Source organism: Pseudonocardia ailaonensis (assembly GCF_039531635.1).
In the GTDB taxonomy this organism is placed as follows: domain Bacteria; phylum Actinomycetota; class Actinomycetes; order Mycobacteriales; family Pseudonocardiaceae; genus Pseudonocardia; species Pseudonocardia ailaonensis.
Genome location: NZ_BAAAQK010000005.1, coordinates 1 through 26,175, shown reverse-complemented (window position 1 = coordinate 26,175; position 26,175 = coordinate 1). Strand labels below are relative to the sequence as shown.

23 protein-coding genes and 1 pseudogene are annotated in these 26,175 nt (G+C 73.9%); 12 read left to right on the top strand and 12 right to left on the bottom strand.

From position 1 onward, the window contains the following. Positions 1 to 28 precede the first annotated feature (28 nt). On the bottom strand, positions 29 to 400 hold the full coding sequence (locus ABD324_RS08625; protein WP_344414331.1) for a hypothetical protein: 372 nt from the start codon (positions 398 to 400) through the stop codon (positions 29 to 31). Positions 401 to 602: 202 nt separating this feature from the next. On the opposite strand from ABD324_RS08625, the gene ABD324_RS08620 reads away from it, so the two are divergent. Continuing rightward, positions 603 to 1,829, top strand: coding sequence for a glycosyltransferase family 4 protein (locus ABD324_RS08620; protein WP_344414329.1), 1,227 nt, complete (start codon positions 603 to 605; stop codon positions 1,827 to 1,829). Positions 1,830 to 1,970: 141 nt separating this feature from the next. Then, positions 1,971 to 2,546, top strand: a complete 576-nt coding sequence (locus ABD324_RS08615; protein WP_344414327.1) for a dihydrofolate reductase family protein — start codon at positions 1,971 to 1,973, stop codon at positions 2,544 to 2,546. A gap of 52 nt (positions 2,547 to 2,598) precedes the next feature. Here ABD324_RS08615 and ABD324_RS08610 read toward each other — a convergent pair whose 3' ends face one another. Beyond that, positions 2,599 to 4,329, bottom strand: a complete 1,731-nt coding sequence (locus tag ABD324_RS08610) for an FUSC family protein (protein WP_344414324.1) — start codon at positions 4,327 to 4,329, stop codon at positions 2,599 to 2,601. Between the two features lie 188 nt (positions 4,330 to 4,517). Here ABD324_RS08610 and ABD324_RS08605 point away from each other — a divergent pair, with 188 nt between their 5' ends. Further along, the gene (locus ABD324_RS08605; protein WP_344414320.1) at positions 4,518 to 7,304 is read left to right on the top strand and encodes an ATP-binding protein; all 2,787 of its coding nucleotides are present in this window, start codon (positions 4,518 to 4,520) and stop codon (positions 7,302 to 7,304) included. A 62-nt stretch (positions 7,305 to 7,366) separates the two neighbouring features. Continuing rightward, positions 7,367 to 8,857, top strand: a complete 1,491-nt coding sequence (locus tag ABD324_RS08600) for an FAD-dependent monooxygenase (protein ID WP_344414318.1) — start codon at positions 7,367 to 7,369, stop codon at positions 8,855 to 8,857. A gap of 43 nt (positions 8,858 to 8,900) precedes the next feature. Here ABD324_RS08600 and ABD324_RS08595 read toward each other — a convergent pair whose 3' ends face one another. The 5 genes from ABD324_RS08595 to ABD324_RS08575 form a co-directional block, all read right to left on the bottom strand. Next, a complete protein-coding gene (locus ABD324_RS08595) occupies positions 8,901 to 9,593 on the bottom strand; it encodes an LLM class flavin-dependent oxidoreductase (protein WP_344414317.1) in 693 nt (230 codons plus the stop codon). Beyond that, entirely contained in the window at positions 9,590 to 11,512 is a 1,923-nt protein-coding gene (locus tag ABD324_RS08590) for an acetoacetate--CoA ligase (RefSeq protein WP_344414315.1), read from the bottom strand. The genes ABD324_RS08595 and ABD324_RS08590 overlap by 4 nt, the downstream gene beginning before the upstream one ends. 71 nt (positions 11,513 to 11,583) lie before the next feature. Beyond that, complete coding sequence (locus ABD324_RS08585) at positions 11,584 to 12,348, bottom strand: SDR family NAD(P)-dependent oxidoreductase (RefSeq protein WP_344414313.1); 765 nt, start codon at positions 12,346 to 12,348, stop codon at positions 11,584 to 11,586. 1 nt (position 12,349) lies between these two features. Further along, complete coding sequence (locus tag ABD324_RS08580; protein WP_344414311.1) at positions 12,350 to 13,339, bottom strand: LLM class flavin-dependent oxidoreductase; 990 nt, start codon at positions 13,337 to 13,339, stop codon at positions 12,350 to 12,352. Further along, positions 13,336 to 14,862 carry an acyl-CoA synthetase gene (locus ABD324_RS08575; protein WP_344414309.1) on the bottom strand — a complete coding sequence of 509 codons (1,527 nt, stop codon included), beginning with the start codon at positions 14,860 to 14,862 and terminating at the stop codon, positions 13,336 to 13,338. The genes ABD324_RS08580 and ABD324_RS08575 overlap by 4 nt, the downstream gene beginning before the upstream one ends. Before the next feature lie 112 nt (positions 14,863 to 14,974). Between ABD324_RS08575 and ABD324_RS08570 the strand changes: the two genes are divergently transcribed. Then, positions 14,975 to 15,592, top strand: coding sequence for a TetR/AcrR family transcriptional regulator (locus ABD324_RS08570; protein ID WP_344414307.1), 618 nt, complete (start codon positions 14,975 to 14,977; stop codon positions 15,590 to 15,592). Positions 15,593 to 15,596: 4 nt separating this feature from the next. On the opposite strand, the gene ABD324_RS08565 is transcribed toward ABD324_RS08570, so the two are convergent. Further along, positions 15,597 to 16,496 (bottom strand): LysR family transcriptional regulator, encoded by a 900-nt coding sequence (locus tag ABD324_RS08565; RefSeq protein WP_344414305.1) that lies wholly within the window; start codon positions 16,494 to 16,496, stop codon positions 15,597 to 15,599. A 108-nt stretch (positions 16,497 to 16,604) separates the two neighbouring features. Between ABD324_RS08565 and ABD324_RS08560 the strand changes: the two genes are divergently transcribed. The 3 genes from ABD324_RS08560 to ABD324_RS08550 all read left to right on the top strand — a co-directional run bounded on the left by ABD324_RS08560 (position 16,605) and on the right by ABD324_RS08550 (position 20,005). Then, entirely contained in the window at positions 16,605 to 17,537 is a 933-nt protein-coding gene (locus ABD324_RS08560) for a family 2A encapsulin nanocompartment shell protein (protein WP_344414303.1), read from the top strand. Next, positions 17,512 to 19,374 (top strand): family 2A encapsulin nanocompartment cargo protein cysteine desulfurase, encoded by a 1,863-nt coding sequence (locus ABD324_RS08555; protein WP_344414301.1) that lies wholly within the window; start codon positions 17,512 to 17,514, stop codon positions 19,372 to 19,374. Before ABD324_RS08560 ends, ABD324_RS08555 begins: the two co-directional genes overlap by 26 nt. A gap of 124 nt (positions 19,375 to 19,498) precedes the next feature. Continuing rightward, positions 19,499 to 20,005, top strand: coding sequence for a pyridoxamine 5'-phosphate oxidase family protein (locus ABD324_RS08550; protein ID WP_344414299.1), 507 nt, complete (start codon positions 19,499 to 19,501; stop codon positions 20,003 to 20,005). Positions 20,006 to 20,018: 13 nt separating this feature from the next. Here the strand turns inward: ABD324_RS08550 and ABD324_RS08545 are convergent, their stop codons facing one another. The 4 genes from ABD324_RS08545 to ABD324_RS08530 form a co-directional block, all read right to left on the bottom strand. Continuing rightward, on the bottom strand, positions 20,019 to 20,759 hold the full coding sequence (locus tag ABD324_RS08545) for a hypothetical protein (protein WP_344414297.1): 741 nt from the start codon (positions 20,757 to 20,759) through the stop codon (positions 20,019 to 20,021). 115 nt (positions 20,760 to 20,874) lie between these two features. After that, complete coding sequence (locus tag ABD324_RS08540; RefSeq protein ID WP_344414295.1) at positions 20,875 to 21,552, bottom strand: class I SAM-dependent methyltransferase; 678 nt, start codon at positions 21,550 to 21,552, stop codon at positions 20,875 to 20,877. A gap of 83 nt (positions 21,553 to 21,635) precedes the next feature. After that, positions 21,636 to 21,836: a cold-shock protein gene (locus tag ABD324_RS08535; RefSeq protein WP_344414293.1), complete on the bottom strand. Its 201-nt coding sequence runs from the start codon at positions 21,834 to 21,836 to the stop codon at positions 21,636 to 21,638. A gap of 178 nt (positions 21,837 to 22,014) precedes the next feature. Further along, complete coding sequence (locus ABD324_RS08530; protein WP_344414291.1) at positions 22,015 to 22,212, bottom strand: hypothetical protein; 198 nt, start codon at positions 22,210 to 22,212, stop codon at positions 22,015 to 22,017. A 437-nt stretch (positions 22,213 to 22,649) separates the two neighbouring features. Here ABD324_RS08530 and ABD324_RS08525 point away from each other — a divergent pair, with 437 nt between their 5' ends. From ABD324_RS08525 to ABD324_RS08510, 4 genes and pseudogenes are all read left to right on the top strand, one after another. After that, positions 22,650 to 23,600: an acyl-CoA desaturase gene (locus ABD324_RS08525; RefSeq protein ID WP_344414289.1), complete on the top strand. Its 951-nt coding sequence runs from the start codon at positions 22,650 to 22,652 to the stop codon at positions 23,598 to 23,600. 162 nt (positions 23,601 to 23,762) lie between these two features. Next, positions 23,763 to 24,449: a response regulator transcription factor gene (locus ABD324_RS08520; RefSeq protein WP_344414287.1), complete on the top strand. Its 687-nt coding sequence runs from the start codon at positions 23,763 to 23,765 to the stop codon at positions 24,447 to 24,449. Beyond that, a complete protein-coding gene (locus ABD324_RS08515) occupies positions 24,446 to 25,807 on the top strand; it encodes a HAMP domain-containing sensor histidine kinase (protein ID WP_344414285.1) in 1,362 nt (453 codons plus the stop codon). The genes ABD324_RS08520 and ABD324_RS08515 overlap by 4 nt, the downstream gene beginning before the upstream one ends. A 124-nt stretch (positions 25,808 to 25,931) precedes the next feature. Then, a pseudogene (locus tag ABD324_RS08510) lies at positions 25,932 to 26,175 on the top strand (hypothetical protein); the annotation flags it as partial.

The window sequence follows — 26,175 nt, the reverse complement described above, 5'->3', positions numbered from 1 at the left end:
AGCGGTAGACGGCGGGCCCCGGCAAAACTCATCGCACCGGTTGCCGCCGTGCCGCGCGGACCGTGGTGACCAGCAGGACCACCACCCCGATCGCCTCCACGACCAGGGTCGTCGTGGCGAGGTCGTAGCTCAGGCTGGAGCGGATCCCGAAGAGGCCGACGGTCAGGGCCAGCACCAGGGCGAGCAGTGTGCCGCCCAGGAACAGCAGGCTCAGCACCGAGGAGACGAGGAGCAGCCGGCCCCGGGTCGCGAGCATCGCGATCGCGAGCGCGAGGCCGCCGATCGCGTTGAGCACGAACAGCACGCCGAGGATGCCCCCGGTGCCGTGGAAGACCAGCCAGAGGTGCAGGCCCCCCATCGCGAGCAGGGCCAGGGCGCTCAGCAGCCGCCAGAGCATCATGCGGGCCTCCCGGTGCAGGTGAGGGCGGCCAGTGGACCACATCCGGTGCCCGAAAGCGACGGTCCGTCCGGTTCGGGTGGGGGGTGAACCCTACCCGGGTTCGGGGGTGGAGCCCTGCCGGTCGGCGGGTGCACACGATCGTTTGCCGGGGCTCTGAGCAGCAGTCTTGTTCCTGTCAGCAGGAACGGACGAGGAGCCCCCGATGTCGAACACCACCACCGCCACCACCGGCCGGTTCACGATGGTGCGCGAGGCCCGCCGCTTCCTCACCCACCTCCGCGCCCAGCGCACCATCACCCCCACCACCGGCACCCTGCGCCCCGCGGTCTCCGCGCACGAGGACGGCCTCAACGTCCTGATCGTCACCAGCGAGGCCCCGCCGATCGTGTCCGGGATCTCCCGCTGCGTCGACCGCCTCACCACCGGCCTCCGGGGCCGCGGGCACCGCGTGGACGTCCTGTCCAGCGTGCAGATCCCGCGGCTGTCGTTCGGCGAGTACCGGTTCTCGGCGATGCTGGCCTACTGGCGCCACATCTCGGCCATGACCCGCGACTACGACGTCATCAACCTCCACGGCCCGGTCCCCACCATGTCCGACGTCTTCCTCCTCCTCGCCGGCGCGCGGCGCGGCACCCCGGTGGTCTACACCCACCACTCCGCCCTCGCCGTGCGCGGCGCCGAAACCCTCTCCGGGGTCTACAATCGCCTCCACCGCATCCTCTCCGGCCGCGCCGACATGACCCTGACCACCTCGCAGTTCTACGCCGACAGCGAGTCCCGCGGCTCGGGCCGGCCGCCGGTGAAGGTCATCGAGTGGGGCACCGACCTCCGCCCCCTCGCGGAGAAGAAGACCGACGGTCCGCTGCAGGTGCTGTTCGTCGGGCAGATGCGCCCCTACAAGGGCCTCGAGTGGCTCATCCCCGCCGTCGCCGGCCAGGACGGCATGGAGCTGACCCTGATCGGGGACGGCCCGCACCGCGCCGACTACCAGCGCCTCGCCGCCGGCGCCACGAACATCACCTTCCGCGGCCGGGTTTCCGACGAGGAGCTCGCCGCCGCCTACGACTCCGCCGACGTGGTCACCCTCCCGTCCGTGACGCAGGCCGAGGCGTTCGGCCTGGTGGTGCTGGAGGGCATGATGGCCGGTGCTGTCCCGGTCGTGTCCGACCTGCCCGGTGTCCGCGACCTGGCCGCCGGCCCCGGCACGATCGTCCCGGCCCGCGACGTCGACACCCTCCGCGCCGCCCTGCGCGAGCTGGCCGACGACCGCGCCCTGCTGGCCACCCGTTCCGCCCAGGCCCGGGCCAAGGCCGAGACCCTGACCTGGGACTCCTGCATCGCCCGCTACGAGGACGCCCTGTTCACCGCGATCGAGGCCCGCGGCACGGTTGCCCCGGTCACCGCCCCGGCCATGGCCCTCGCCGCCTGAAGAGCCGCCTGAACCACCTTCCCCACAACCGACGATCCGGGTGCCCCTCGAGGCACCCGGATCGTCGTGTGACCGATGACTTTCGCGCCCCCCTACGGTCTCCCTGGCAACCGCATCGTCACGCGCTCCCCGGAGGACACCATGAGCCGCCTTCTGATCAGCACCGCGTTCGTCTCGCTCGACGGCGTCGTGGAGGCCCCCGGCGGCGAGCCCGGCTACCGCTCCTCGGGCTGGACCTTCAAGGACATCGAGCAGGACGCCGACGCCTACGAGATGAAGGGCTCCGAGCAGGAGGAGGCCACGGCCATGCTGATGGGCCGGACCAGCTACGAGGCCTTCGCTCCCGTGTGGCCGGACATGGACATCTTCGCCGGCTACAACGCGATGCCCAAGTTCGTGGTGTCGACCACGCTGGCCGAGGCCGACCTGGCCACCAACTGGGGCGAGACCACGATCCTGCGCGGCCTCGACGACGTCGCGGCCCTCAAGGAGACCGACGGCGGGCCGATCATCATCCACGGCAGCGCCACCCTGAACCGCGGCCTCTCCGACGCCGGCCTGATCGACCGCTACCACCTGCTCGTCTTCCCGCTCCTGCTCGGCGCCGGCAAGCGCATGTTCAGCGAGACGGACAAGGACAAGCAGATGCTGCGCCTGGTCGACAGCAAGGCCTACTCGAACGGGCTGCAGAAGCAGGTCTTCGACGTCGTCCGGTAGCGGATCGGCCGGGGCGCCGGGCCGAGCGCCGCGGCAGGGACCGGCGACCCGCTCAACGGCCGAGGTACGCGGTGAGCAGGTTCGCGGCCTCGGCCGGGGTCGCCGGGCGCTCCGGCGGCAACGCCAGGGGACCGCCTGCGGTGCAGGCGTGGTCCACGGCCCGCTCGAGCAGGAGCGCGACGGGCAGCCACGCCGCGGCGGCCCGCGCCGGGTCCGCCTCGGCCAGGTCCCGTTCCAGCTCGGCCCGCCAGGCGTGGGCCCACCGGTAGGCCTCGTCCGTGGCGCCCGGTGCCGAGGAGGCGATCCGGGCGAGGGCGTCCAACCCGGTGGCGAACGCCCGCGGCTGGTCGGGCAGGCCGCGGCGGGGCCAGAGCAGCACCCCGCCGAGCAGCGCGACCGCGCACCCCAGCGCCGTGTCGAGCAGCCGCGGGGCCGGCTGGATCGCCGCCGGGTTCGCGAGAGCCACGCTGAGCAGCGCGGATCCGGTGATCCCGACGACCGCGAGCCCGTAGATCCGGGGCCGGGCGAACGCCGCCAACCCGAGCGCGAGCGCCGCCACCACCGACAGCACGACCGGGGACGAGGTGAGCGCCAGCGCCGCCGCGACCACGCCGACCCCGACGAGGGTCCCGACGAGCCGGTGCACGGACCGGACCAGCACGGCCCCGTACTCCGGCCGCAGCACCACCGCGACGGTCAGCGGGATCCAGTACGCGTGTTCCGGCGGGTGCAGCGCGATCGCCAGCGCCGTGGCGGCCCCGACGCACAGCCCGATCCGGGCGCCCGTCTCCAGCGCGGCTCGGCCGGTAGACGCGCGGACCGCCGCCCGGACCGAGGGCACCCAGCCGCCCCACCCGGCCTCCCCTGTGCCGAGGACCCCCGCACCACCGACGGCCTCCCGACCATCGGCGGCGAGCTGGTCGCCGCCCCGCCCGCCGCGGTCCGGGGGTGTACGACCCCCCTCTCCCGCTGCACGGTCGGCGCCCGAGCGGACGAGCGGGCCCGAGCGCACCTCCGCCGCTCGCTCCCGCCACTGCCGTGCGGGCTCGGGCGCGGGAGCAGCCGCACCGTCCGCGAGCGCCGCCGCCTGCGCCGCCGCGTCCCGGGCGCCCGCCCACACCTCCGCGATCGGGCCGCTCACCGGCCGGATCCGGTACCCCGCCACCGCGGTCCGCGCGGCCGCGGAGGCCAGCGCCAGCCGGTGCCGCGCGGCGTCGGACGGCCACTCGGCGAGGTCCGCGGCGGCGTCGAGCACCCCGGCCACCGCCGCCCACCGGCCCCGGCACCCCAGCGCGCCGGGCACCGCGAGGGCGAGCAGCAGCGCCCCGCCGATCGCGTAGGCGACGACCGGCTCCCACCAGGGCATCGCGAGCCGCCCGAACTGCGTGTACGCCACCCCGATGACCGCCATCACGGCGCCGCCGGTGGACGCGGGCCCGATCCGGCCGACCGCCCCGGCCAGGAACCCGACGACCACGGCGGCCCCGATCACCCAGGCCGCGGTGGTCGGCACGAGCGCCCCGACCGTCATCCCCAGGCCCGCGCCGAGGGCCTGCCCCGCCACCCGCACGGCGCGCGAGCGGAGGTCGCCCACACCGATGAAGCTCGCCGCGCACGCCACGCCGAGATAGGCGATCCCGCCGGCGGACAGGTCCGCGACCAGCACCGATCCACCCAGCACGAGCGCCGCGGCCGCCGTGGCCCGCAGGCCGGCGACGAGTCCCCACGGCCCGGGCGCCGGGACGAGCGCCGCGCGGAGCGCCGCACCGAAGGTCACGACCACCCCGGAATTCTGGATCCGCCGCGGCCGGCGGTCCAGCACCCGTGATCACCGGCCGTGACCCGTCGACGCCGTAGTCGGCGCCGAGGGGTCCGAGACGGGGATCTCCGCCTGGTCAGTGACACCGGTCACACTGACGTTATGTCCGATCTCGTGACCGCGAGCTCACCCACGGTGGCGGAGGTGGGCAGATGACTGGGGCGACGAGGCCGCGATTCCGGGACCTGGGGCCGATGCTCGTCGAGCGGGACGGCGAGACCCGCCCCGTGGGTGGCGCGCGCCTGGAGGCGGCGCTCGCCCTGCTGATCGTCCACGTGGGTCACCCCGTCGGATCGGACCAGCTCGCCCAGGCCGTCTGGGGCGATGCGGGCGTGGCCCGCTCGGTGTCCACCCTGGACTCGCACGTCTGGCGGCTGCGCCGCGTGCTGGAGCCGGACCGGGCCGCCGGCGCCCCGGCCACCACGCTCGTCCGCGAGCCCGGCGGGTACCGGCTGGTGGCCGAGCCGGACGACCTGGACTCGGAGCGTTTCGTCCGGCTGGCGACGGCCGCCGCGGACCTGCTCGACGCCGGCGTCGCCGATCGGGCGCTGGGCACCGCCGAGGAGGCCCTCGGGCTCTGGCGGGGCCGCCCGTTCGGGTCGGCCGCCGAGCAGGAGTGGGCCCGCGCCGCGGTCGCGCGACTCGAGGAGGTCCGCGACCAGCTGCGCGAGACGCACATCGGCGCGCTGCTCGGCACCGGGGCGACCGACCGGGCCCTCGCCGAGCTGGAGACCGCGCTCGCCGCCACACCGCTGCGCGAGCGGCTCTGGGCCCACCGCATGACCGCGTACCGGGATGCCGGACGCCGCCCCGAAGCACTCCAGGCCTACGCGGACGCGAGGACCGTCCTCGTCGAGGAGCTGGGGCTCGACCCGGGCCCCGACCTGCAGGCCCTGCACGCCTCGCTCCTGCAGGACGATCGCCCGGCGGCCCCGGCCGGCCCGGCCCTGCCGGCCGCGCGCGGGCGGCTGATCGGCCGCGCCCGGGAGGTCGCCGCGGTGCTGGACCTGCTCGGATCCGGGCAGGTCACGACGCTGGTCGGCGCCGCGGGCTGCGGGAAGACCCGGCTGGCCCTGGAGGTCGCCCGCCGCCATCCCGCGCAGAGCTGGTTCGTCGATCTCACCGTGGCCACGCCCGATCGCGTCCTCGACACCGTGACGTCGACACTGGGCCTGCCCACCGGCGGGCCCGCCGACCCGGCGGAGGCGCTGCGCCGGTTCGCGGCCTCGCGGCCGGTGCTGCTCGTGCTCGACAACTGCGAGCACGTCCTCGACGCCGCCGCCGGGCTCGTGGAGGACCTGCCGGCCGGCGCCACCGTGCTGGCGACCTCCCGCGAGCCGCTGGAGGTCGACGGCGAGCAGGTCCTCCCCCTCGCGCCGCTGGCCACGGACGCCGCGGTGGAGCTGTTCCTGGACCGGATCCCGGCCGGGCGCCGGGACGACACGGCGAGCGCACGCACTATCGCCACGGCGGTCGACGGCCTGCCGCTGGCGCTGGAGCTCGCCGCCGGCCGGGCGCGGGCCTACACGCTGCCCGAGATCGCCGAGCAGGTCCGCGCGGACGCCAGCAGCCTCGCCCGGGTCGGGCGCGGCGCGGCCCACCACCGGACGGTCCGGGACGCGATCGGCGCCAGCTACCGGACGCTGCCGGACCCCCTCGCCGCGCTGCACCGGGCGATGGGCGCGGTGCCCGGCCCGTTCACGGCGAGCCTGGCCGCCGGCATCCTCGGCGCGACGGCGGCCCCCGGGAACGACCGCGGCCAGGTCACCGATGCGATCGCCGGGCTCGTCCATCGCTCGCTGCTGACCCCGCTCGGGCCACCGCGTCCGGGCGCCGCATCCCGGTTCGCCCAGCTCGCCACCGTGCGCGGGCACGCGGGGCACCTCGCGGAGGAGGCCGGCGAGGACCCGGCCGCCGCCCGCGACGCCTGGGTCGCCGCACTCGTCGACACCCGGTCGGCGCTCGGCTCGCCCGACCAGGCCCGCTGGTACGACGCGGTGGACGACGACCTGGCCGGCCTGCGCGCCACCCTGCACCACACCCTGGTCGACGCGCCGTCGGGCACCGGGGTCGCGGTCGCCGCGCGGCTCGGCCTCTTCTGGACCTTCCGCGGCATGGGCCTGGAGGGGGCACGCTGGCTGAGCTCCGCCGTGCTCGCCCTCGACCGGGCCGGGCGGGACGGCACCCGCGCGATCGACCGCGCCCTGCTGCACGTCTCCCTCGGCTGCTCCTGGCTGGTGCAGGGGCGGATCGACGCCGGCCTCGAGGAGGTCCGCGCCGGGCTCGCCGAGGCCGCCGACGTCACCGGCGCGGACGCCCTGCTGCTCTGCGAGGAGCTCGCCGTGGTGGCCGGGCCGGTCGCCCGGGTCTCCGACGGGGACCTGCTGGCCGAGATCCTCGCCGTCATGCGGGGCCTCCCGGCCGAGGGCACGGACGTCGTGGTCCGCCACGTCGAGCTGATCCACGAGACGATCACCGCCCCGAGCCCGGGCCTGATCCCGCGCTACGCGGTGCTCCACGACGACGCCCGCGCCGCCGGCAACTTCTACACGGCCTGGAACGGCGCCGCGAACGCCGCGCGGCTGCTCCTGACGATCGGCCCACCGGCGGAGGCGCTGGTCTGGGCCCGGGCCGCGGTGCGCGCGTCGGTGGAGGCGGGCCTGAAGGACAACCCGTACGCACTGGAGGTCTACGGCGCGGCCCTCGGCCAGGCCGGGGAGCCGGACGCGGCGCTGCGGGTGTTCGGCGCCGTCGAGGCGCGCCACCGGGACGCCGGGGTGCCCTGGCCGCGCAGCGAGGACGAGGCCACGATGATCGCCGCCCTCACGACCCGGCTCGGCGAGGCGGCCGCGGCGCGGGCCCGCGCCGAGGGCGCCCGCCGGACGCTGGCCGAGCTCGCGGAGCTGTCAGGGCTGTCGGGGCTGTCCAACGCCCGTTGAAGGTCGATTGGAGGCCGCCCGCGCACGGTGTCCCCACAGATCCGCAACGGAAGGACGGAATGATGGACACGGTGGACGTGCTGGTCGTCGGGGCGGGGCCGGTGGGTCTCACCGCCGCCTGCCAGCTGGCCCGGTTCGGCGTCGGGGTGCACGTGGTGGAGGCGCTCGCGGAGCCCACCACCGAGTCGCGCGCCGTCGGCGTGCACGCCCGCAGCCTGGAGATGCTGGCGACGCTGGGGGTCGTGCCGCAGCTGGAGGCCCGCGGCCGCCGGATCGGCGCGCTCGAGATGGTCGACGGCCGGACCGGCCGCACCCGCGGCGGCATGCGCGTCGCCGACCTGCCGGGCCGCCACCCCTACGTGCTCGACGTCGCGCAGCCGGACACCGAGGCCGTCCTGGCCGACCGGGCCGCCGAGCTGGGCGTCGTCGTCGAGCGGGGTGTCCGGCTGACCGGCCTCGCCCAGGATGCGGACGGCGTGGTGGCCACCCTGGACGGTGGCCGCACGATCCGCGCCGGCTGGGTGGTCGGCGCGGACGGCGGGCACAGCACCACCCGCGCCCTGGTCGGCACCACGCTGCACGGCGGCTTCCACGGCCAGCACTTCGCCATGGCCGACGTGGACGTCGACACCCCGTTCGCCCCGGACGCGATCCGCATGTTCATCCACCCCGACGGCATGGGGATGCTGTTCCCGCTGGCCGGGGACCGCGCCCGGGTCATGTTCGAGGTCGCGGAGCCCGGCCCCGGCGACCCGACCCTGGCCCAGATCCAGGCCCTCGCCGACACCCGCACCGGCGGCCGGATCGCGGTGCGCAACCCCCGCTGGCTCACCTACTTCGAGGTGCACCACGCGCAGGTCCCGCAGTACCGCTTCGGCCGCGTGTTCCTGGCCGGCGACGCCGCCCACATCCACAGCCCGGCCGGGGCGCAGGGCATGAACACCGGCATCCAGGACGCCGCCAACCTGGCCTGGAAGCTCGCGCTGGTCGTCCGCGGCCGGGCCGCCGAGGTCCTGCTGGACAGCTACGACGCCGAGCGGCACCCGGTCGGTGCCGCGGTCGTCCGCGAGACCACGCTGCTCACGAACGTCGGCACCGCGTCCGGTCCGGTCGCCGCGATCCGCAACACGGCCCTGTTCCTCCTCGGCCACGCCCACGCGATCGGCGACGCCGCCGCGGCGAAGATGGCCGAGGTGACGATCGGCTACCCGAAGAGCGGCCTGTCGCGCCAGCACGGCCACGCGCACGTCCGCTGCGGCCAGCACGCCCCCGATCCCGAGAGCCTGCCGGTGCCGCTCGAGGAGCTGCTCACCGAGCCGGGCCTGCTGCTCCTGGTCGCCGCCTCCACCCCGACCGACGAGCTCGCCGCGGTGCTGGGCGACCTCGGGCGCGTGGTCGGGGTGCCCGACGACGTGTTCGCCGCGACCTACGGCTGCGGCCTCGCCCTCGTCCGCCCGGACGGCTATCTCGGCCTGGTCGCCGACTCGACCGATCCGGCCGTACTGCGCAGCTACCTCGCCGACACCCTCGGGGCCGTGGAACCCGTGGGGTGACCGGACCCGCCGCGGCAGCCAGACACCCAGCATGTCGGCGGGCTCAGGGATACCGGGCCCGGACGTCCTCGGGCTCCGGGCCTCCCGGCCCGAACACCAGGATCGCGTCGTCGAAACCGGCCGCGGCGTAGCGGTGGAGGTCCTCGCGCAGCGTGGGCGCGCCGGCCGGTACCGCGCAGACGATCGCCCGCCTCCCGCCCGCCGCGCGGAAGGCCGGGAGCGCGGCGACGATCTCGTCCGGGCTGCTGCGGTAGCCCGAGGCGATCCAGCCGTCGACCTGCCGGGCCGCCTTCACGGCGTTGCGCCCCCAGGACCCGCGGAGCATGGGCGGCACGGGATCCAGCAGCTCACGAAGCCGCACGATGTTCTCGTCGAACATCCGGAAACGAGAGCCGTAGTCGCGCTCGAGGAGCGCGTAGTCGGTCCGGGTCGAGCCGGGGCTCAACCCCAGCGTCAGCCGGTCGCCGCACACCAGCTGCAGCGACCGGATCCGGTGGGCGAGCTCGGCGGGATGGTGCAGCGGCACCTGCACCGTGGCCGTCCCCACCTCGATGCCGTCGACGGCGGCGGCCGCCGCGGCGAGCGCGACGAACGGGTCCGGGACCAGCCCGCCGCGGCCGATGATCTCCGGCGCCCACAGGCTCTCGAAGCCCGCCGCCGCCAGGCGCCGCGCCCACGGCACGACCGGGTACGGCTCGCCCTGCCCCAGGTGCGAGAGGTACGCCCCGAGCCTCACAACCGGTCCGCCGCGAAGCGCGCGTACCAGCGCAGTGCCTCCGGATCGTCCACGGACGAGAGGTTGGCCGCCTTGCCGAGGGGCCGCCCGGCCAGCAGCTTCTTGATCGGGACCTCGAGCTTCTTGCCGCTCAACGTGTGCGGCACCGCGGGTGCCTCGACGATCTCGTCCGGGACGTGCCGGGCGGTCAGCCGGGTCCGCAGCGTGCTCCGGATCCGGTCGCGGAGCGCGTCGTCGACCGCGTGCCCCTCGGCCGGGACGACGAACAGGCCGAGCCAGTAGCCGTCGTCCGGCCGGTCGACGCCGATCACCAGGGACTCGGCGACCTCCGTCATGGCGTCGAGGACGTCGTAGAAGTCGCTGCTGCCCAGCCGCACACCCTGCCGGTTGAGCGTGGAGTCCGAGCGGCCGTGGACCGAGATGCTGCCGTCGGGGTGGAAGGTGACCCAGTCGCCGTGCCGCCAGACGCCGGGCCAGGTGTCGAAGTAGGAGTCCGTGTAGCGCTCCTCGCCGGGGTCGTTCCACAGCTCCGTCGGCATGGACGGCATCGGCTGGGTGATCACCAGGTCGCCGACGTCGTCGACGAGCGGGTTCCCGTCGTCGTCCCACGCCGCGCAGTCGACGCCGGCGATCCGGCCGCCGATCCGCCCGGCCCGCACCGGGGCGTACTCGTTGCCGCCGACGAACGAGCCGGAGATGTCCGTGCCGCCGCTGGTGGAGTCGATCCGCAGGTGGGAGCCGATGTTCTCGAGGAGCCAGTGGTAGCCCGCCGTGGGCAGCGCCGAGCCGCTGACCATCACGTGCCGCAGGCGGCCGAGGTCGACGCCCGGGGGCTCGGTGGACGCCGTGACCACCGCCGCGCCGAGCAGCATCACGTCCGCGCCCGTGCGCGCGGCGACCTCCCAGACGGCGCCGCCGCGGGGGCTGCCCTCGTACAGCACGATGCTCGCGCCCCGGCTCAGCGCGCCGAGCTGCATGTTCCACAGCGCCCAGCCGGTGGAGGTGAACGTGAACATCCGCTCGCGTTCGCGCAGGCCGCAGTACAGGCCGGACCACATCAGCCCCTGCAGCGTGATGCCGCCCTGGCTGTGCACCAGCCCCTTGGGCAGCCCGGTGGTGCCGGAGGTGAACAGCACCCAGAGCGGGTGGGAGAACTCGACCTGCTCGAACACGAGCGGCATGTGGTCGGCGACGACGTCGTCCCACGCAACCGTGCCCGCCGGGGCCGGCCGGTCGAAGACGTAGGGGACGTGGACGACGTGCTGCACCGTCGGGAGCTGCTCGCGCAGCCGCGCGACGACGTCGCCGCGGTCGATGTCCTTGCCGTTCCAGTGGTAGCCGTCCGCGGCGACGAGCACCGTCGGTTCGAGCTGGGCGAGGCGGCCGAGGGTGCCGTCGGCGCCGAAGTCGGGCGAGCAGCAGGACCACACCGCGCCGACCGCGGCCGCCGCGAGCAGGCCGATCACCGCGTGCTCGGTGTTGGGGAGGTAGGCGCAGACCCGGTCGCCGGGCCGCACCCCCGCCCGTCGCAACCAGCCGGCGGCCGCGGCGACCGACTGCCGCAGCGAGGCCCAGGTGATCTCCCTCGCCGGCCCGCCGCCCTCCCGGACGCAGAGCAGCGCGACGTCGTCGTCGGCCCCGCTGCGGAGCGCGTGCTCGGCCCAGTTCAGCCGCGCGCCGGTGAACCAGCGGGTGTGCGGCATGGGGTCCAGGGTGCGGACCTCGCCCCACGGCACCGAGAACCCGACGTCGAAGAAGTCCACGATGGACACCCAGAAGCGGTCGAGGTCCTCGACCGACCAGGCCCACAGCGCGTCGTGGTCCGGGAAGGGCCGGCCCTCGCGCTCCTGCAGCCAGTCCAGGTACTCCTGCAGGACGGAGCGCTCGATGCGCTCCGCCGTCGGGCTCCAGAGGACCATCGACCCCTCCGCTTCGGACGACCGGGTGCACGCGCCGGCGGACCCCGTACGGCCCGCCGGCGCGGCAGTCTCTAGACGAGCGACGCGGTCAGGCCACCGTCGAGGACGTAATGGCTGCCGGTCACCCACGAGGCGCGGTCGGAGGCGAGGAAGGCCGCCACCTCGGCGATGTCCTCCGGCGTCCCGAGCCGGCCCTGCTTCATCGCGACGAGGTCGCCGAACGGCACCTGGGTGGCCGCCTCGAAGTCCGGCACGAGACGCTCGACCATCGCGGTGTCCGCGAAGCCCGGGCACACGGCGTTGAACCGCACGCCCGCGGGTCGCATCTCCACCGCGGCGACCCGCGTCATCTGGATCAGCGCGGCCTTGCTGGCGCAGTACGAGCCGAGCAGCGGGCTGCCGCCGATGCCGGCGATCGACGCGATGTTGACGACGTTGCCCTTGGACTCCATGAGGTGCGGGATCGCCGCCTTCATGGCGACGAACGGCCCGCGGACGTTGACCGCCCAGATCTTGTCGAAGCTCCCCGTGTCCTGCTGCAGCAGCGGCGAGGACACCTCGATGCCGGCGTTGTTGACGAGCACGTCCAGGCCCCCGAGCAGGTCGACCGCCTGCTGGATCGCCGTCTGGACCTGCGCCTCGTCCGTCACGTCGCAGTTGGCGACGCCGGCGGCACCGATCTCGTCCGCCGCCTGCTTGGCGGTGTCCGCGTTGATGTCGCTGATGACGACGCGGGCGCCCCGCTGTGTGAACAGCGCGGCGATCGCCTTGCCGATGCCCGCACCGGATCCGGTGACGAAGACCCGCTTGCCCTCGAGCTCTGTCGACTCACTCATGTCAGGACGCCTCCACCTTCGGCATGATGTCGTTCTTGATCCGCTTGAGGTCGTCGAGCGTCTTGGACACCGGCACGTCCGCGAACGGCGGCCAGAACATCGGCATCGTCATGCCGGCCTCCTTGTACGCCTTGAGCTTGTCGGTGATCTGGCGCTCGCTGCCGGCCAGCAGGTTCGTGACCTTGCCCGCCGGGGAGTCGTCCAGGTCGACGTCCGTGATGACCGTCCAGATCATGCTGCTGATCTCGAGGTCGCCGATCTTGCGGTCGCTGCCGATGGCCTCGAGCTCGCGCTCGATGCCGCCGCGCCAGGTCGCGATGTCCTCCGGGGAGTCCTGGATGCCGATCCAGCCCTTGAGGTCGTACTTGCTCACGCGCTTCGCGGCCCGCGCCGGGTCCTTGAGGCCGGAGAAGAAGATCGGCAGCGGGTCCTGCAGCGGCTTGATCCCGAACCCGCAGCTCTCGAAGTCCGCGAACTCGCCGTGGTACTCGAAGAGCTCGTTGTTCCAGATGCCCTGCATGATCTCGATCGTCTCGCGGACGTGCTTGTGCCGCTTCGGGAAGATGTGCGCGGCGCTCGACGCGGCGAACTCCTCGGGCATCCACCCGGAGCCGACGCCGACGTTGAGCCGACCGCCCGCGAGGTGGTCGATCGTGGCCAGCTCGGTGGCCAGCACGCCGGGGGCCCGGTAGGGCGTGTCGATGATGCTCATGCCGATCCGGAGCTTCGTGGTCTTCGCCGCGAGCCACGGGATGAGCGGGTAGCCCTGGAACCACTGGCCGCGCGCGGACACCGGCAGCGCCTTGGGCAGGCCCTCCATCATGCCGAACGAGTGCTCCAGCTCCTGGCGGTCCGACGACTCCGGCACGACGATCCGGTCGAGCGTCCACACCGAGTCGAAGTCCAGCTCCTCGGCGAGGGCGGTGAGGTCCTCGAGCTCCTTGATGGTCACCTTGTCGCGGAAGTTCGGCAGGTACAGGGCGAGCTTCATGAGGCGGTCTCCTTGCTCGTGAGGGTCGTGCGAATCTCCGTCTTGAGGACCTTGCCCACGGTCGACCGCGGCAGGTCCGGCCAGATCTCGATCTGCTTGGGGGCCTTGACGCTCCCGATGCGCTGCTTGACGAAGGCGGTGAGCTCCGCGACGTCGATCTCGGCGCCCGGCTGGGCCTGGATCACGGCGGCGACGCGCTCGCCCCATTTCTCGTCCGGCAGGCCGATCACCGCGCAGTCGCGCACCGCCGCGTGGGCCATCAGCGCCTGCTCGACCTCGGCGGAGTACACGTTGAAGCCGCCGGTGATCACCATGTCCTTGGCCCGGTCCACGATGTACAGGAAGCCGTCGCCGTCGAGGAACCCGATGTCGCCGGTGTGGTGCCAGCCGTGGGCCGACGCCTCGGCGGTGGCCTCCGGGTTCCGGTAGTAACCGGCCATCACCAGCGAGCCGCGCACGCAGATCTCGCCACGTTCCCCTTGCGGCACAACGCGTCCCTCGGGATCGAGGATGGTGACGGTGACCAGCGGCGACGGGCGCCCGGCGGAGGAGAGCCGCTCGGTGGCGATCGTCCCGTCCGGGTGGCGGTGCTCGGCCGGGGACATCGTCGAGATCATCATCGGCGCCTCGGACTGCCCGAACAGCTGCGCCATCGGCCCGATCCGGTCCAGGGCCTCGGCGAGGCGGGCCGCGGACATCGGTGCGGCGCCGTACCAGAAGCACTGCAGCGAGCTCAGGTCCCGGCTCGGCAGCGTCTCGTGGCCGAGCACCATGTAGATCAGCGTGGGCGGCAGGAACGTGTGGGTCACGCCGTGCCGTTCGATCAGCTCCAGGAACCGCCCGACGTCCGGCTTCGCCATGATCACGACCTCGCCGCCGCGCGCCATGATCGGGAAGCAGAGCACGCCGGCCGCGTGGGTCAGCGGGGCCTGGGCGAGATAGACCGGGCGCCCCTCGAAGGGATAGCTCATCAGGGTGATCGCCGACATCGCCTCGAGATTGCGATCGGTCAGCATCACCCCCTTGGGACGCCCGGTGGTGCCGCCGGTGCCGACCAGCGCCACGACGTCCTCGGGCTGGGCAGCCTCGGCCGACGGGTCCTCGCGGGCCGCGTCGAGCCAGGCGTCGAAGTCCGCGCCGAGCCGCACCCGGGTGGTCACCTTCGGGAGGCTCGGCGCGATCTCGGCGACCAGCTCGTCGAAGGACGGCTGGTGGATCAGGGCGACGCAGTCGAAGAGGTCGAGCAGCTCGGCGTTCTCGCTCCCGGCGTTGCGCGGGTTGATCGGGCACCACACCGCGCCCGCCCGCGCGATGCCGAAGACGCAGGAGAAGGCGACCGGGTCGTTGGACGACAGGATGCCGACCTTGTCCCCGGGCTTCACCCCGGCGCGGCGCAGGGCTCTCGCGACGGCGTGGGACAGGTCGACGACCTCGCCGTAGGTCAGCGAGGCACCGTCGAGGGTCAGGCAGGGCGCCCCCGGATCCAGCGAGGCACCCTTGTCCAGGTAGAAGGTCAGCGACATCGTCGCCTCTCAGGTCGCCAGCGGCAGTGATGACAGTCACGACCGTGGCCCTGCCCTGGACGGATGTCAAGATTTTCCTGGACGAGTGGTCAGGACGTGTATCGTCGGGCCCATGGCCAGCCCAGCCACCGTGGGGAGACGCTCCGGCGTCGACAAGTTCGAGGAGCGGCGCCGCGAGCTCGCGGACGCCGCGCTGCTGACCCTGGCAGACCTCGGCTACGCGCGCACGAGCCTTCGCACGATCGCGGACAACACGGAGTTCTCGCACGGGTTGCTGCACTACTACTTCGCGGACAAGACCGAGCTGATCACCTATTGCGTGCGGCGCTACAAGGACGCCTGCATGCAGCGCTACGAAGGTCTCGTGGCCGTCGCGGCCACGCCGGCGGAGCTCGCCGTGGCCTGCGGCGAGGGCCTCGCGGCCACGCTCGCGGACGCCCCGCTGATGCACCGGCTCTGGTACGACCTGCGCTCGCAGTCGCTGTACGAGGAGGCCTTCCGCAAGGACGTCGCCGAGATCGACGGCGGGCTGCAGGACATGATCTGGCGGCTCGTCAGCGCCTACGCGGAGCTCACCGGCGCGGAGCCGACGACGTCGCCGTCGGCCGCCTACGCGCTGTTCGACGGGCTCTTCCAGCAGGCCCTGCTGCGCTACATCGGGGGAGCGGACACCGCGCTCGACGAGCTGAAGGACAACTGCGCGGCGCTGCTGCCGCGGCTGTTCGTCTGACGGGTCAGGTCGGCCAGGCGGGCGGGCGCAGCGTGGCGGCCAGGGCGTCCTGGAGCACCTGGGCCGGCCCGGACAGCGGCTTGCCGTGCGCGGCCACGAGCACCTGCCGGGTGAGTCCCTCGACGCGGTGCAGCCGGACGCCGGGATGGCGGTTCGCCACCAGGGTCAGCCCCGGCAGCAGGCTGACCCCCAGCCCGGCCGCCACCAGGGCCTGGACGGCCACGTAGTCCTCGGTCTCGAAGTCCGACTCCGGGGTGAAGCCGGCCCGCCCGCACGCCACCACGAGGTGCTCGCGGCAGCGCTCGCACCCGGCGATCCACCGTTCGCCGGCGTAGCTCGCCAGGTCCCCCGCCCGGCCGTCGTCCGGACGGTTCGCGGGCACCGCCAGGAACAGCGGCTCCTCCAGCAGCGGCCGCAGGCTCGTGTCCCGCAGGTCCGCGCGGCTCGGGTCCCCGTACTCGAAGACCACCGCGAGATCGACCTCGCCGGCCCGCAGCGCGCTGAACGCCTCCGGCGGCTCGGCCTCGGTGAGCGCCAGGTCCAGGCCGGGATGCTCCGCGGTGATCTGGGCCGCCGCGGCCGGCACGATCGTGGCCAGCGCGGACGGGAACGCGGCCAGCCGCGCCCGGCCGGTCCGGAGCCCGACGAGCTCCTCGACCTCGCACTGCGCCGCCTCCACCTGGGCCAGGATCACCTCGGCGCGGGCGACGAGGAGCCGGCCCGCGTCCGTCAGGCGGATGCCGCGGCCCATCCGCTGCAGCAGCGGCACCCCGATCTCCGCCTCGAGCTTCGCGAGATGGTGGCTCACGGAGGGCTGGGCGTAGTGCAGGACCTCCGCCGCCGCCGTCACCGATCCCTCGCGCGCCACGGCCACCAGCACCCGCAACCGCCCGAGGTCCAGCACGGTGCCAATGATAGGTCCGCTCGATGCGGGCATCGAAAACAGGCATTGGACGCGAATGACCGTCCGCGAAACGCTGTCACCGACGCTCCTGAGAAGAGGGAAGACAGCATGACCAACGCCGTGAACCCGCGTTCGACGTCGCTGGGTGACGAGGCGGCCCGGACGCTCGCCAACGCGACCAAGACCGTCCCCCAGATGAGCACCATCACCCCGCGGTGGCTGGTGCACCTGATGTCCTGGGTCCCGGTCGAGGCCGGCATCTACCGGGTCAACAAGGTCGTTCACCCCGAGTCGGTGAACATCCAGTGCGACAACTACGACGAGTCCCCGCTCGAGGAGACCTTCGTCGACTACGAGACCGAGCCGCGCGAGTACCGGCTCAAGGCCGTCCAGACGATCCTGGACATCCACACCCGCATCTCGGACCTGTACTCCAGCCCGCACAACCAGACCGCGCAGCAGCTGCGGCTGACGATCGAGGCGGTCAAGGAGCACCAGGAGAACGAGCTGATCAACAGCCCCGAGTACGGGCTGCTGACCAATGTCGCACCGGCCCAGCGGATCTCGACCCTGGGCGGCCCGCCCACCCCGGACGACATGGACGCGCTGATCGCGAAGGTCTGGAAGCAGCCGGCGTTCTTCGTGACCCATCCCGAGGCCGTGGCCGCGTTCGGCCGCGAGTGCACGCGGCGCGGCGTGCCGCCGCCCACGGTGTCGATGTTCGGCTCGCAGTTCCTCACCTGGCGCGGGCTGCCGATCGTGCCGTCGGACAAGGTCCCGGTGGTCGACGGCAGGTCGAAGGTGCTGCTGATGCGCACGGGCGAGGCCCGCCAGGGCGTGGTCGGCCTGTTCCAGCCCGGGGTGTCCGGGGAGCAGGGCCCCGGCCTGTCCGTGCGGTTCATGCAGATCGACCGGAGCGCCATCGCGTCCTACCTGGTGTCGCTGTACTGCTCGCTCGCGGTGCTGACGGACGACGCGCTGGCGGTGCTGGACGACGTCGAGGTGGACAGGTTCCATGACTACTCCCCGCAGTACCGCTGACGGCCTCCCGGCGGGGCGCGCCGACGGCCTGCCGGCCTGGCTCCCCGACGAGGACACGCTGAGCCGGCTGGCGGGCGAGATGTTCCGGGCCCTGCCCGGGGCCGACCTGCCCGCCGCGAGCGCTCCGCCGGAGACGCCGGCCGCCGCTCCCGGCGTGGACAGCGGCCGGCTGTCGTCGGTCGGGGGCCCGGTCCCCGGCGACGACGTCCCGGGTTTCGGCGCGCCGTTCGCCGCCGGACCACCCTCGGTCCCGGGTGCCGGATCGCCGGGGCCGGGTGCCGGGACTCCCGGACTGCCCGCCCCCGAGCCGCCCGGTGTCACCGCGGGCACGTCGCCGCCCGCGGGCCCGCCGCCCACGAACGCGGCCGCCTCCTGGGCGTCGTTCGGGGCGACGACCCCGATCAGCCCCGAGACGCCGGCGGTCCCGGTCATCCCGACGGCGCCGGCGGTCCCCCTCGACGCCGGCCAGTTCTACTTCCTCACCGGCTCACCCACGTCCACGGGCGTGCCCGTCGCGCCTGCCTTCGGGGAGCTGGCGGTGCCGCCGCTGCCGCCCACCGCGGAGCCGGTCCGGACCTCCGGCCCGTACTACTTCGCGTCCACACCGGAGCCGTCGGCCGCGGCGTTCGACGTGCGCGGGGTCCGCCGGGACTTCCCGATCCTGTCCGAGCGGGTCAACGGCACGCCGTTGATCTGGCTGGACAACGCCGCGACCACGCAGAAGCCCCGCGCGGTGATCGACCGGCTGGTGCATTTCTACGAGCACGAGAACTCGAACATCCACCGCGCCGCGCACGAGCTCGCCGCCCGCGCGACGGACGCCTACGAGGGCGCCCGCCGCACGGTCGCGGACTTCCTCGGGGCCCGGTCGCCCGAGGAGATCGTGTTCACCCGGGGCACCACCGAGGCGATCAACCTCGTCGCCAACACCTGGGGCGCGAAGAACATCGGGGCCGGGGACGAGATCGTGATCTCGCACCTGGAGCACCACGCCAACATCGTCCCCTGGCAGATGCTGCGGGAGCGGACCGGCGCGGTGATCAAGGTGATCCCGGTCGACGACCGGGGCGTGCTCCTGCTCGACGAGGCCGCGAGGCTCATCGGCGAGCGCACCAAGCTGGTGTCGGTCACGCAGGTGTCCAACGCGCTCGGCACCGTCGTGCCCGTCGAGCAACTCGTGGCGATGGGGCACGCGGCCGGGGCGCGGGTCCTGGTCGACGCCGCGCAGTCCGTGCCGCACATGCCGATCGACGTCACCGCGCTCGACGCGGACTTCCTGGTGTTCTCCGGCCACAAGATCTTCGGCCCGACCGGGATCGGTGCCCTCTACGGCAAACGCGAGGTGCTCGAGGACATGCCGCCCTGGGAGGGCGGCGGGAACATGATCGTGGACGTCACGCTCGAGAGGTCCACGTTCCACGGTCCACCTGGCCGGTTCGAGGCGGGCACCGGCAACATCGCGGACGCCGCCGGGCTGGGTGCCGCACTGGAGTACGTCTCGCGCATCGGCCTGCCGGCCATCGCCGCGTACGAGCACATGCTCGTCGAGTACGCGACGGCCGGGCTGCGTGAGGTGCCGGGGCTGCGGCTGGTCGGCACGGCGCCGGAGAAGGCGAGCGTGGTCTCGTTCGTCCTCGACGGCTACGACCCGCCGCAGGTCGGCTCCGCCCTCAACGAGGACGGCATCGCGGTCCGGGCCGGGCACCACTGCGCCCAGCCGATCCTGCGCAGGCTCGGGCTGGAGGCGACGGTGCGCCCGTCGTTCGCCTTCTACAACACCTGCGACGAGGTCGACGCGCTGGTCGCGGCGGTGCACCGGCTCGCGGCCCGGCGCTGAGCAGGGTGGCGAGGTCCGCGGTGACCTCGCCACCTTGTGATCCAGATCACTTTCGACGGATGTCGAGGAAGGATCCACGGTCCCGTCCCCGGTGCGACAGACCACGACACCGAGGGAGACCCCGATGGACATCCGGACCGTGACCGCGACCCTGGCCCGCCCCGTCGCCCAGGAGCTGCTGTTCTCCGACATCCCCGCCCGGCTGTCGTACGTCGGCACGGACGGCGACCCGCGCGTCGTCCCCACGGCCTTCTGGTGGACGGGTGACACGGTCGTCCTGGCGACCGTCGTGAAGTCGGCCAAGGTCTCGGCGATCCGGAGGCACCCGCGCGTCGCCCTCTGCGTCGACCGGCCGGGGCTCGCGTCGGCCTCCGGGATCCCGCGCTCGCTGCTGATCCGCGGCTCGGCCACCGTCGAGATCGTCGACGGCGTGCCCGAGGAGTACGTCGCCGGCTCCCGCAAGATCACCCCGGCCGAGGCGATGCCGGCCTGGGAGGAGGGCGTACGCGCCCTCTACCCGCAGATGGCGGTCATCACCGTCACGCCGGACCACGTCGTGCTGCACGACTTCGGGACGACGATCCCGAAGGCCGTCGCGGACCTGGTCGCCGCGCACGGCGACCCGCGCTGAGCCACGCCGACACTCAGCGCTCGGCGATCACCTTCTTGAGCAGGGACACCGCCGCGTCCTCCTTGTCGCCGATGTCGGCGCTCCCCGCGTTGAAGATCTCCACCAGGATCACGGAGTCGCCGGCGACGGCGAGGGCGTTGCTCCGGCCGGGACCGCCGAACGCCTCGCCCTTGTCCCCCACCGAGATCGACGACGGCGTGGTGCCCTGGGTGGCCGCGTCGGAGGCGAGCTGGGAGAACTGGTCGTCGGCGGCGAGCGCGAAGCCCTTGGTGATCTGCACGTTCGCCCCGGCGGTCCGGTCGACCGCCATGTAGCTGCACCCCGACGCGACGACGACGTTGCCGCTCAGCACCAGGGTGACCTTCGACCCGACGATCGACGACACGTCCTGCTCGGTGGGGCACTTCGCCTGGCCGAAGGTGCCGCCGTTCGCGACACCGCCCGCGACGTCCTTGACGGCGTTGACGCCGCGGTTCACGAAGTACACCGCCGCCCCGATCCCGGCGACCAGCAGCACCGCGACGACCACGACCACCACGACGCAGCCGCGCCCGAGCTTCGGCCCCCGCGACGGCGGCCTCTGACCTGGCTGCGCCGCGTACTGCTGCGGGTAGTACTGCTGCTGCCCGTACTGCTGCTGCGGATACTGCTGCTGGGGATACTGCTGCTGCGGGGGGTACGGCTGTTGCTGCGGCGGGTACCAGCGGCCGTCGGTGGCCTGCCACCAGCCCGGACCCTGGGGTTGCTCGGACATGGTCGACTCCCTCGCGGCGGCGGCCGGGCAAGAGTAGAGCGACGGGACACCGGGGCATCCGTCACCCTCGCCCCGACGCGGCCCGGCGTCGTGCCCGGCCCGCCGCAGGTGGCCGTCAGGCGGGGACGGGGCGGAGGCGGTGGATGCTGACCTCGGAATGCGCGGTGGCCGAGGTGTCGACCGAGGCCCACCGCGCGCAGCCCTGCAGGAAGGCGTGGGCCGGCGGGCGGTCCTGGTCCGCGATCCAGATCTCGCCCGTGCCCCGGACGAGGCGGGGCAGCAGGGCGGCGAGGGCGGGGAGGGACTCGTGGTTGTAGAGGACGTCCGCGGCCAGGACGAGGTCCCAGGGCGCGCCCGCGACCGCCGACCACGGATCCGACCAGTCGCAGTGGGCCACGTCGAGCCGGATCCCGTTGCGCAGGGCGTTGTGGGCGGCGAACCGCAGCGCGCCGGACGCGTTGTCGGTGGCGAGGACCCGGGCACCGCCCTGCGCCGCGGCGAGGCTGGGGAGGGCGAGGCCGCACCCGAGCTCGAGCACCCGCGCCCCGCCGAGCTCCGTGCCGGCCACGGCGGTGGCGAGCTCGACGCCGCTCGGCCAGGCCAACGCCCAGTACGGCGGCTCGGTCCCGTCCGTCGCGCGTTCGTGCTCGTAGATCTGCTCGAGCGCGTCGCTCGGCTGGGCGAGCTCGATCCGGCCGGTCGGCAGGTCGAGCACGCTGTGACCGAACTCGGAGCGGCCGGGAGCCGCCGGGTTGTCGCCGTACAGGGTCGTTCCGCTGATGGCGGAGGGCATGAAGGCCTCGGATCATCGTGCGGGCGACGGCCCGCGTTCAGGTGGGCACCGTCGGGCGCCGGGGAGATCGGGGTGGGGCGGGTTCAGAGCCGGTGGACGCCGGAGACGGCCAGCCCGGAGGCGGCCTCGTGCAGGTCGAACTCGACCCGGTCCTGCGCGACGAGGCTCTGGCTCCCACCGCCGTCGATCTGGGCGCGGCGCACGGGGACCACCCGGCCGTCGTCCAGCACGATGAGGCCCGACCCCTGCTGAGGGTCGAACCAGCTGACGGTTCCCGTGGCCATGCCCAGCTCCTCGCGCCCCGACTGAGTGGAACTCATCGAGCGGCTGGGCAGTGCGCCTCGACGGATTGGCGCAACCGACCCTACGCGCACCCCTCCCCGGGGGCGCCGCGCGGTGCGGGGTCACGGCCGCCGTCGACCGCGGTCCGGAGCCGCGAGGACCCGGGACCGCGGGGAGGAGTCACCCGATCCGCTCGGGCTCCGCGCCGAGTCCGAGCATGGCGAGCAGCTCGCGGCAGTCCGCGGCGTCCGTCGCCCGGCCCGCGACGACCCGCGCCGCCTTGCCGCTCTGCGTCCGGCAGGCCACGTCGTAGGCGGCGGCCTGGACCGCCCACTCGTTCGCCTCGTGCTGGGGACGGTCGACTCCGGGGCGGCTCATGGGACGTGCTCCTTCGATCGGCTCAGCGATCACCAACTGTGCGCGGAACGCGTGACCCTGCCATCGACGACCTGCGCGACGAATGCCGTGCATGGTCACCGGTGCTGTCCGACCTGACCGGTCCAGCCTACTCCAGACGGGGGACGGCCGGTGGCCGTCGAGTCGTTCCCCACTCGATCGGCGGCAGTCGATCACGACCGGGAGCAGCGGACATGAGCAGCAGAAACACCCGGCCATCGGGAACTCCCGCGCCCGCCCGGCCGTTGACCGCGTAGGTCGTTCGGTTCGAGGTTCGTGTCCGCACAGGGTGTGCGAGCCGTCTGATGGACGTCACGTCCGCATCGCCGGCTGGAGCCCGCTTCCCGTCAGGGAGACGGGCTCCGCTCTCTTCCACGCCCTTCCCCCACCCTGTTCTCGCACCCCCTCCGGGAGCCCGTATGACGCTCGCCCCCTCGACCGCACCCCCGCGACCCACCCCCGAGCCCGTGCTCGGCCGGGCGAAACCCCGGGCCGAACAGCTGCTGATCGGCCTGTTCACCGCGGTCCCCTCGCTCGCGCTGCTGGCGGCGGTGCCGTTGACCTGGGGCTGGGCGCTGAGCTGGACCGACGTCGGCCTCGCGGCCGGCTTCTACCTCGTGTCGGTCCTCGGGGTCACCGTCGGTTTCCACCGCTACTTCACCCACCGGTCGTTCAAGGCGAACCGGGGGCTGCGGATCGCCCTCGCGATCGCGGGGAGCCTCGCGTTGCAGGGTGACGTGATCTCATGGGCGGCCGACCACCGCCGTCACCACGCCTTCACCGACAAGGAGGGCGACCCTCACTCCCCGTGGCTGTTCGGTACCGGGCCGGTCGCGCTCGCGAGGGGTTTCTGGCACGCGCACACCGGCTGGCTGTTCGACCGGGACCGCACCAACGCCGCTCGCTTCACCCCCGATCTGCTCGCCGATCGCGATCTCACCCGGATCGGCAGGCAGTTCCCGCTCTGGACGATCGTCAGCCTCGTCGCGCCCGCGCTGCTCGGCGGCCTGATCACGATGTCCTGGTGGGGTGCGCTCACCGCCTTCTTCTGGGCCGGCCTGGTGCGCGCCGGGCTGCTGCACCACGTCACCTGGTCGATCAACTCGATCTGCCACATGATCGGCCGGCGCCCGTTCACGGGACAGGGCCGGGCCACGAATTTCTGGCCGCTGGCGGTCCTGTCGATGGGCGAGTCCTGGCACAACCTGCACCACGCCGACCCCACGTGCGCCCGTCACGGTGTCGAGCGGGGGCAGATCGACATCTCCGCGCGCGTGATCCGGATCTTTGAGCAGCTCGGCTGGGCGCACGACGTCCGCTGGCCGACGACCGTCCGCCTCGCACGGCTCCGCGCCGAACCCGCCCGGTAGCCGGCGTCGCTCCCCCGGGCCACGACCGGCGGTCCTCACCCGCCTCACGTACGGCGCACACCGGCGGCTCACCCGCGGTGCGCACCCTGGCCGCCGGTCGTCCTTCCCGGGCGGTCCGTGGACCGGCGGCGGGCGAGGGGCGCGACAGTGCACGATGACGGTGTGCCGAACCGTGTCCTCATCGCCGACGACGACCGGGCGATCCGTGAGTCCCTGGCCCGGGCGCTGGAGCTCGAGGGCTACCGGGTCGACACGGTCGACGACGGCGTCCAGGCCCTGACCCGGGCCCGCCGGGACCCGTTCGACGCCCTGGTCCTGGACGTGATGATGCCGGACGTCGACGGGCTGGGCGTGTGCCGCGTCCTGCGCGCCGAGGGCGACCGCACGCCGATCCTGATGCTGACGGCGAGGGTCGAGACCGCGGACCGGGTCGCCGGTCTCGACGCGGGCGCGGACGACTACCTGCCCAAGCCGTTCGAGCTCGACGAGCTCCTGGCCCGGCTGCGGGCCCTGCTGCGGCGGGCCGCCCCGGCGCCCGAGGCCCGGCCCGAGGTCCCGCTCGTCGACCGGCTGCGGGTCGACCCGGCGGCCCGGCGGGTCTGGTGGGCCGACACCGAGCTGACCCTGTCGAAGACGGAGTTCGACCTGCTCGAGCTCCTGGTCCGCAACGAGGGCATCGTGCTCGACCACTCCACGATCTACGCACGCATCTGGGGCTACGACTTCGGCCCGGACTCGAAGAACCTCGCCGTCTACGTGGGCTACCTGCGCCGCAAGCTCGCCGCCGTCGGGGCCCCGGCGCTGATCCACACCGTACGCGGGGTCGGCTACACGGTGCGGCGCGCATGAGCCTGCGGACCCGCCTGGCGTGCGCGTTCGTGCTGGTCGGGGTGGTCGTCTCGGGGCTGGTGGGGCTGCTGAGCTACCGCGCGGCGTCGGACCGGATCTACTCCGCGCTGGACCAGTCGCTGCGCGCGACGACCACCGCCGTCGTCGCCGGGCAGGTCGAGATCCTGGCCGTCACGACCGATCCGGGGCCCGGACGCGGTCGCGGCCCCGCTCCCCGGTACGGCGAGACGTTCTACGTCGGGCAGCTGGTCGACACGAACGGGACGACGACGTCGCTGGGCGGCCGCGCGGTGGTCCTGCCGGTGACCCCGCCGGCCGCGTCGGTCGCCGGCTCGGCGACCGGGCGGACCGACACGTCCGAGGTGGCGGTCGGCCGGGACGCCTACCGCGTGCTCACCACCGCACTCGGCGACGGCCGCGCGCTGCAGGTCGGGGTGAACATCGACGAGGCCCGGACGGTGCTCGGGCAGATGGCGACCCGGATCGCCGGGGTGAGCGTCGCCGTCCTGCTCGCCGCGGCGGTCGCGGGCTGGCTGCTGGCCACGCAGATCACCCGGCGGCTGGTACGGCTGGCCGGGGTGGCAGAGGACGTCAGCCGGACCGGCAGGCTCGACCGGAGCGTCCCGGTCGAGGGCCGCGACGAGGTCGGCAGGCTGGCCGCGGCCTTCACCACCATGCTGGACCGGCTCGCGGGGGCCCGGGAGGCCCAGGACCGGCTGGTCCAGGACGCCGCCCACGAGCTGCGCACCCCGCTGACCAGCCTGCGCACGAACGCCAGCGTGCTGCGCCGGCTCGACGAGCTCTCCCCCGACGCCCGCGTGCGGCTCGTCGCCGACGTCCAGAGCGAGACCCGCGAGCTCAGCCGGCTCGTCGAGGAGCTGGTCGAGCTCGCGCTGGCACGCCACGAGGACGAGCCCGAGTCCGATGTGGACCTCGGCGTGGTGGCCGAGCAGGCCGCCGACCGGGTGCGACGGCGGAGCGGACGGGAGATCCGCATCTCGCGTGCGCCCGGGACCCAGGTCGTCGGCCGGCCCCACGGGCTGGAACGCGCCGTCGGGAACCTGCTGGAGAACGCCGTCAAGTTCGACGACGGCGGCGGGCCGATCGACGTCGCGGTCGGCGACGGGGCCGTGTGGGTGCGCGATCGTGGCCCCGGCATCGCGGCGGCGGACGCCGAGCGGGTCTTCGACCGCTTCTACCGCGCCGACGCGGCGCGGGCCCTGCCCGGCTCGGGCCTCGGGCTCGCGATCGTGCGCGACGTCGCCGTGCGCCACGGCGGCGCGGTCTTCGCAGGTCCGCGCGACGGCGGAGGGGCCGAGGTGGGCTTCACCGTGCACCCCGGCCGAGTGCTGCGCTGAGGATTCCCGGCGCTGAGGTTCTTACCGTCCTCCCACCCGGGCCCTGCCCGCGGTTCACCGGCGACGATCACGGTGGGGACCGACGGTGCCACCGCGCCGCCGCGATCGGAGAAGGAGCCACACCGTGAGCGAGAACGTCCCGCCGAGCGGATCCCGGTGGGAGCCCACCGACCCGAACTCCCCCGCCCCCGGGCAGCAGGCGCCGAACCCGGCGGAGGCCGCGCCGGCGGCCGGCCGGCCCGCGGACGAGCAGCCGACCGACGTGCACCCCGCGGCCGGGGCACCGTCCGAGAGCGGGTCGCCGACCCCGGCCGGGCCCGCGACCACCGCCGCACCGGCCGGGACCGGCCCCGAGCCCGCGTCGGCGG

Bases quoted from the DNA above. Each gene is read 5' to 3' on its own strand.
- ABD324_RS08625 (WP_344414331.1), bottom strand. From the start codon at position 400: ATGATGCTCTGGCGGCTGCTGAGCGCCCTGGCCCTGCTCGCGATGGGG.
- ABD324_RS08575 (WP_344414309.1), bottom strand. From the start codon at position 14,862: ATGTCGCTGACCTTCTACCTGGACAAGGGTGCCTCGCTGGATCCGGGG.
- ABD324_RS08555 (WP_344414301.1), top strand. From the start codon at position 17,512: ATGACTACTCCCCGCAGTACCGCTGACGGCCTCCCGGCGGGGCGCGCC.
- ABD324_RS08530 (WP_344414291.1), bottom strand. From the start codon at position 22,212: ATGAGCCGCCCCGGAGTCGACCGTCCCCAGCACGAGGCGAACGAGTGG.
- ABD324_RS08585 (WP_344414313.1), bottom strand. From the start codon at position 12,348: ATGAGTGAGTCGACAGAGCTCGAGGGCAAGCGGGTCTTCGTCACCGGA.
- ABD324_RS08570 (WP_344414307.1), top strand. From the start codon at position 14,975: ATGGCCAGCCCAGCCACCGTGGGGAGACGCTCCGGCGTCGACAAGTTC.
- ABD324_RS08515 (WP_344414285.1), top strand. From the start codon at position 24,446: ATGAGCCTGCGGACCCGCCTGGCGTGCGCGTTCGTGCTGGTCGGGGTG.
- ABD324_RS08590 (WP_344414315.1), bottom strand. From the start codon at position 11,512: ATGGTCCTCTGGAGCCCGACGGCGGAGCGCATCGAGCGCTCCGTCCTG.
- ABD324_RS08605 (WP_344414320.1), top strand. From the start codon at position 4,518: ATGACTGGGGCGACGAGGCCGCGATTCCGGGACCTGGGGCCGATGCTC.
- ABD324_RS08615 (WP_344414327.1), top strand. From the start codon at position 1,971: ATGAGCCGCCTTCTGATCAGCACCGCGTTCGTCTCGCTCGACGGCGTC.
- ABD324_RS08550 (WP_344414299.1), top strand. From the start codon at position 19,499: ATGGACATCCGGACCGTGACCGCGACCCTGGCCCGCCCCGTCGCCCAG.
- ABD324_RS08580 (WP_344414311.1), bottom strand. From the start codon at position 13,339: ATGAAGCTCGCCCTGTACCTGCCGAACTTCCGCGACAAGGTGACCATC.
- ABD324_RS08540 (WP_344414295.1), bottom strand. From the start codon at position 21,552: ATGCCCTCCGCCATCAGCGGAACGACCCTGTACGGCGACAACCCGGCG.
- ABD324_RS08560 (WP_344414303.1), top strand. From the start codon at position 16,605: ATGACCAACGCCGTGAACCCGCGTTCGACGTCGCTGGGTGACGAGGCG.
- ABD324_RS08535 (WP_344414293.1), bottom strand. From the start codon at position 21,836: ATGGCCACGGGAACCGTCAGCTGGTTCGACCCTCAGCAGGGGTCGGGC.
- ABD324_RS08545 (WP_344414297.1), bottom strand. From the start codon at position 20,759: ATGTCCGAGCAACCCCAGGGTCCGGGCTGGTGGCAGGCCACCGACGGC.
- ABD324_RS08525 (WP_344414289.1), top strand. From the start codon at position 22,650: ATGACGCTCGCCCCCTCGACCGCACCCCCGCGACCCACCCCCGAGCCC.
- ABD324_RS08600 (WP_344414318.1), top strand. From the start codon at position 7,367: ATGGACACGGTGGACGTGCTGGTCGTCGGGGCGGGGCCGGTGGGTCTC.
- ABD324_RS08620 (WP_344414329.1), top strand. From the start codon at position 603: ATGTCGAACACCACCACCGCCACCACCGGCCGGTTCACGATGGTGCGC.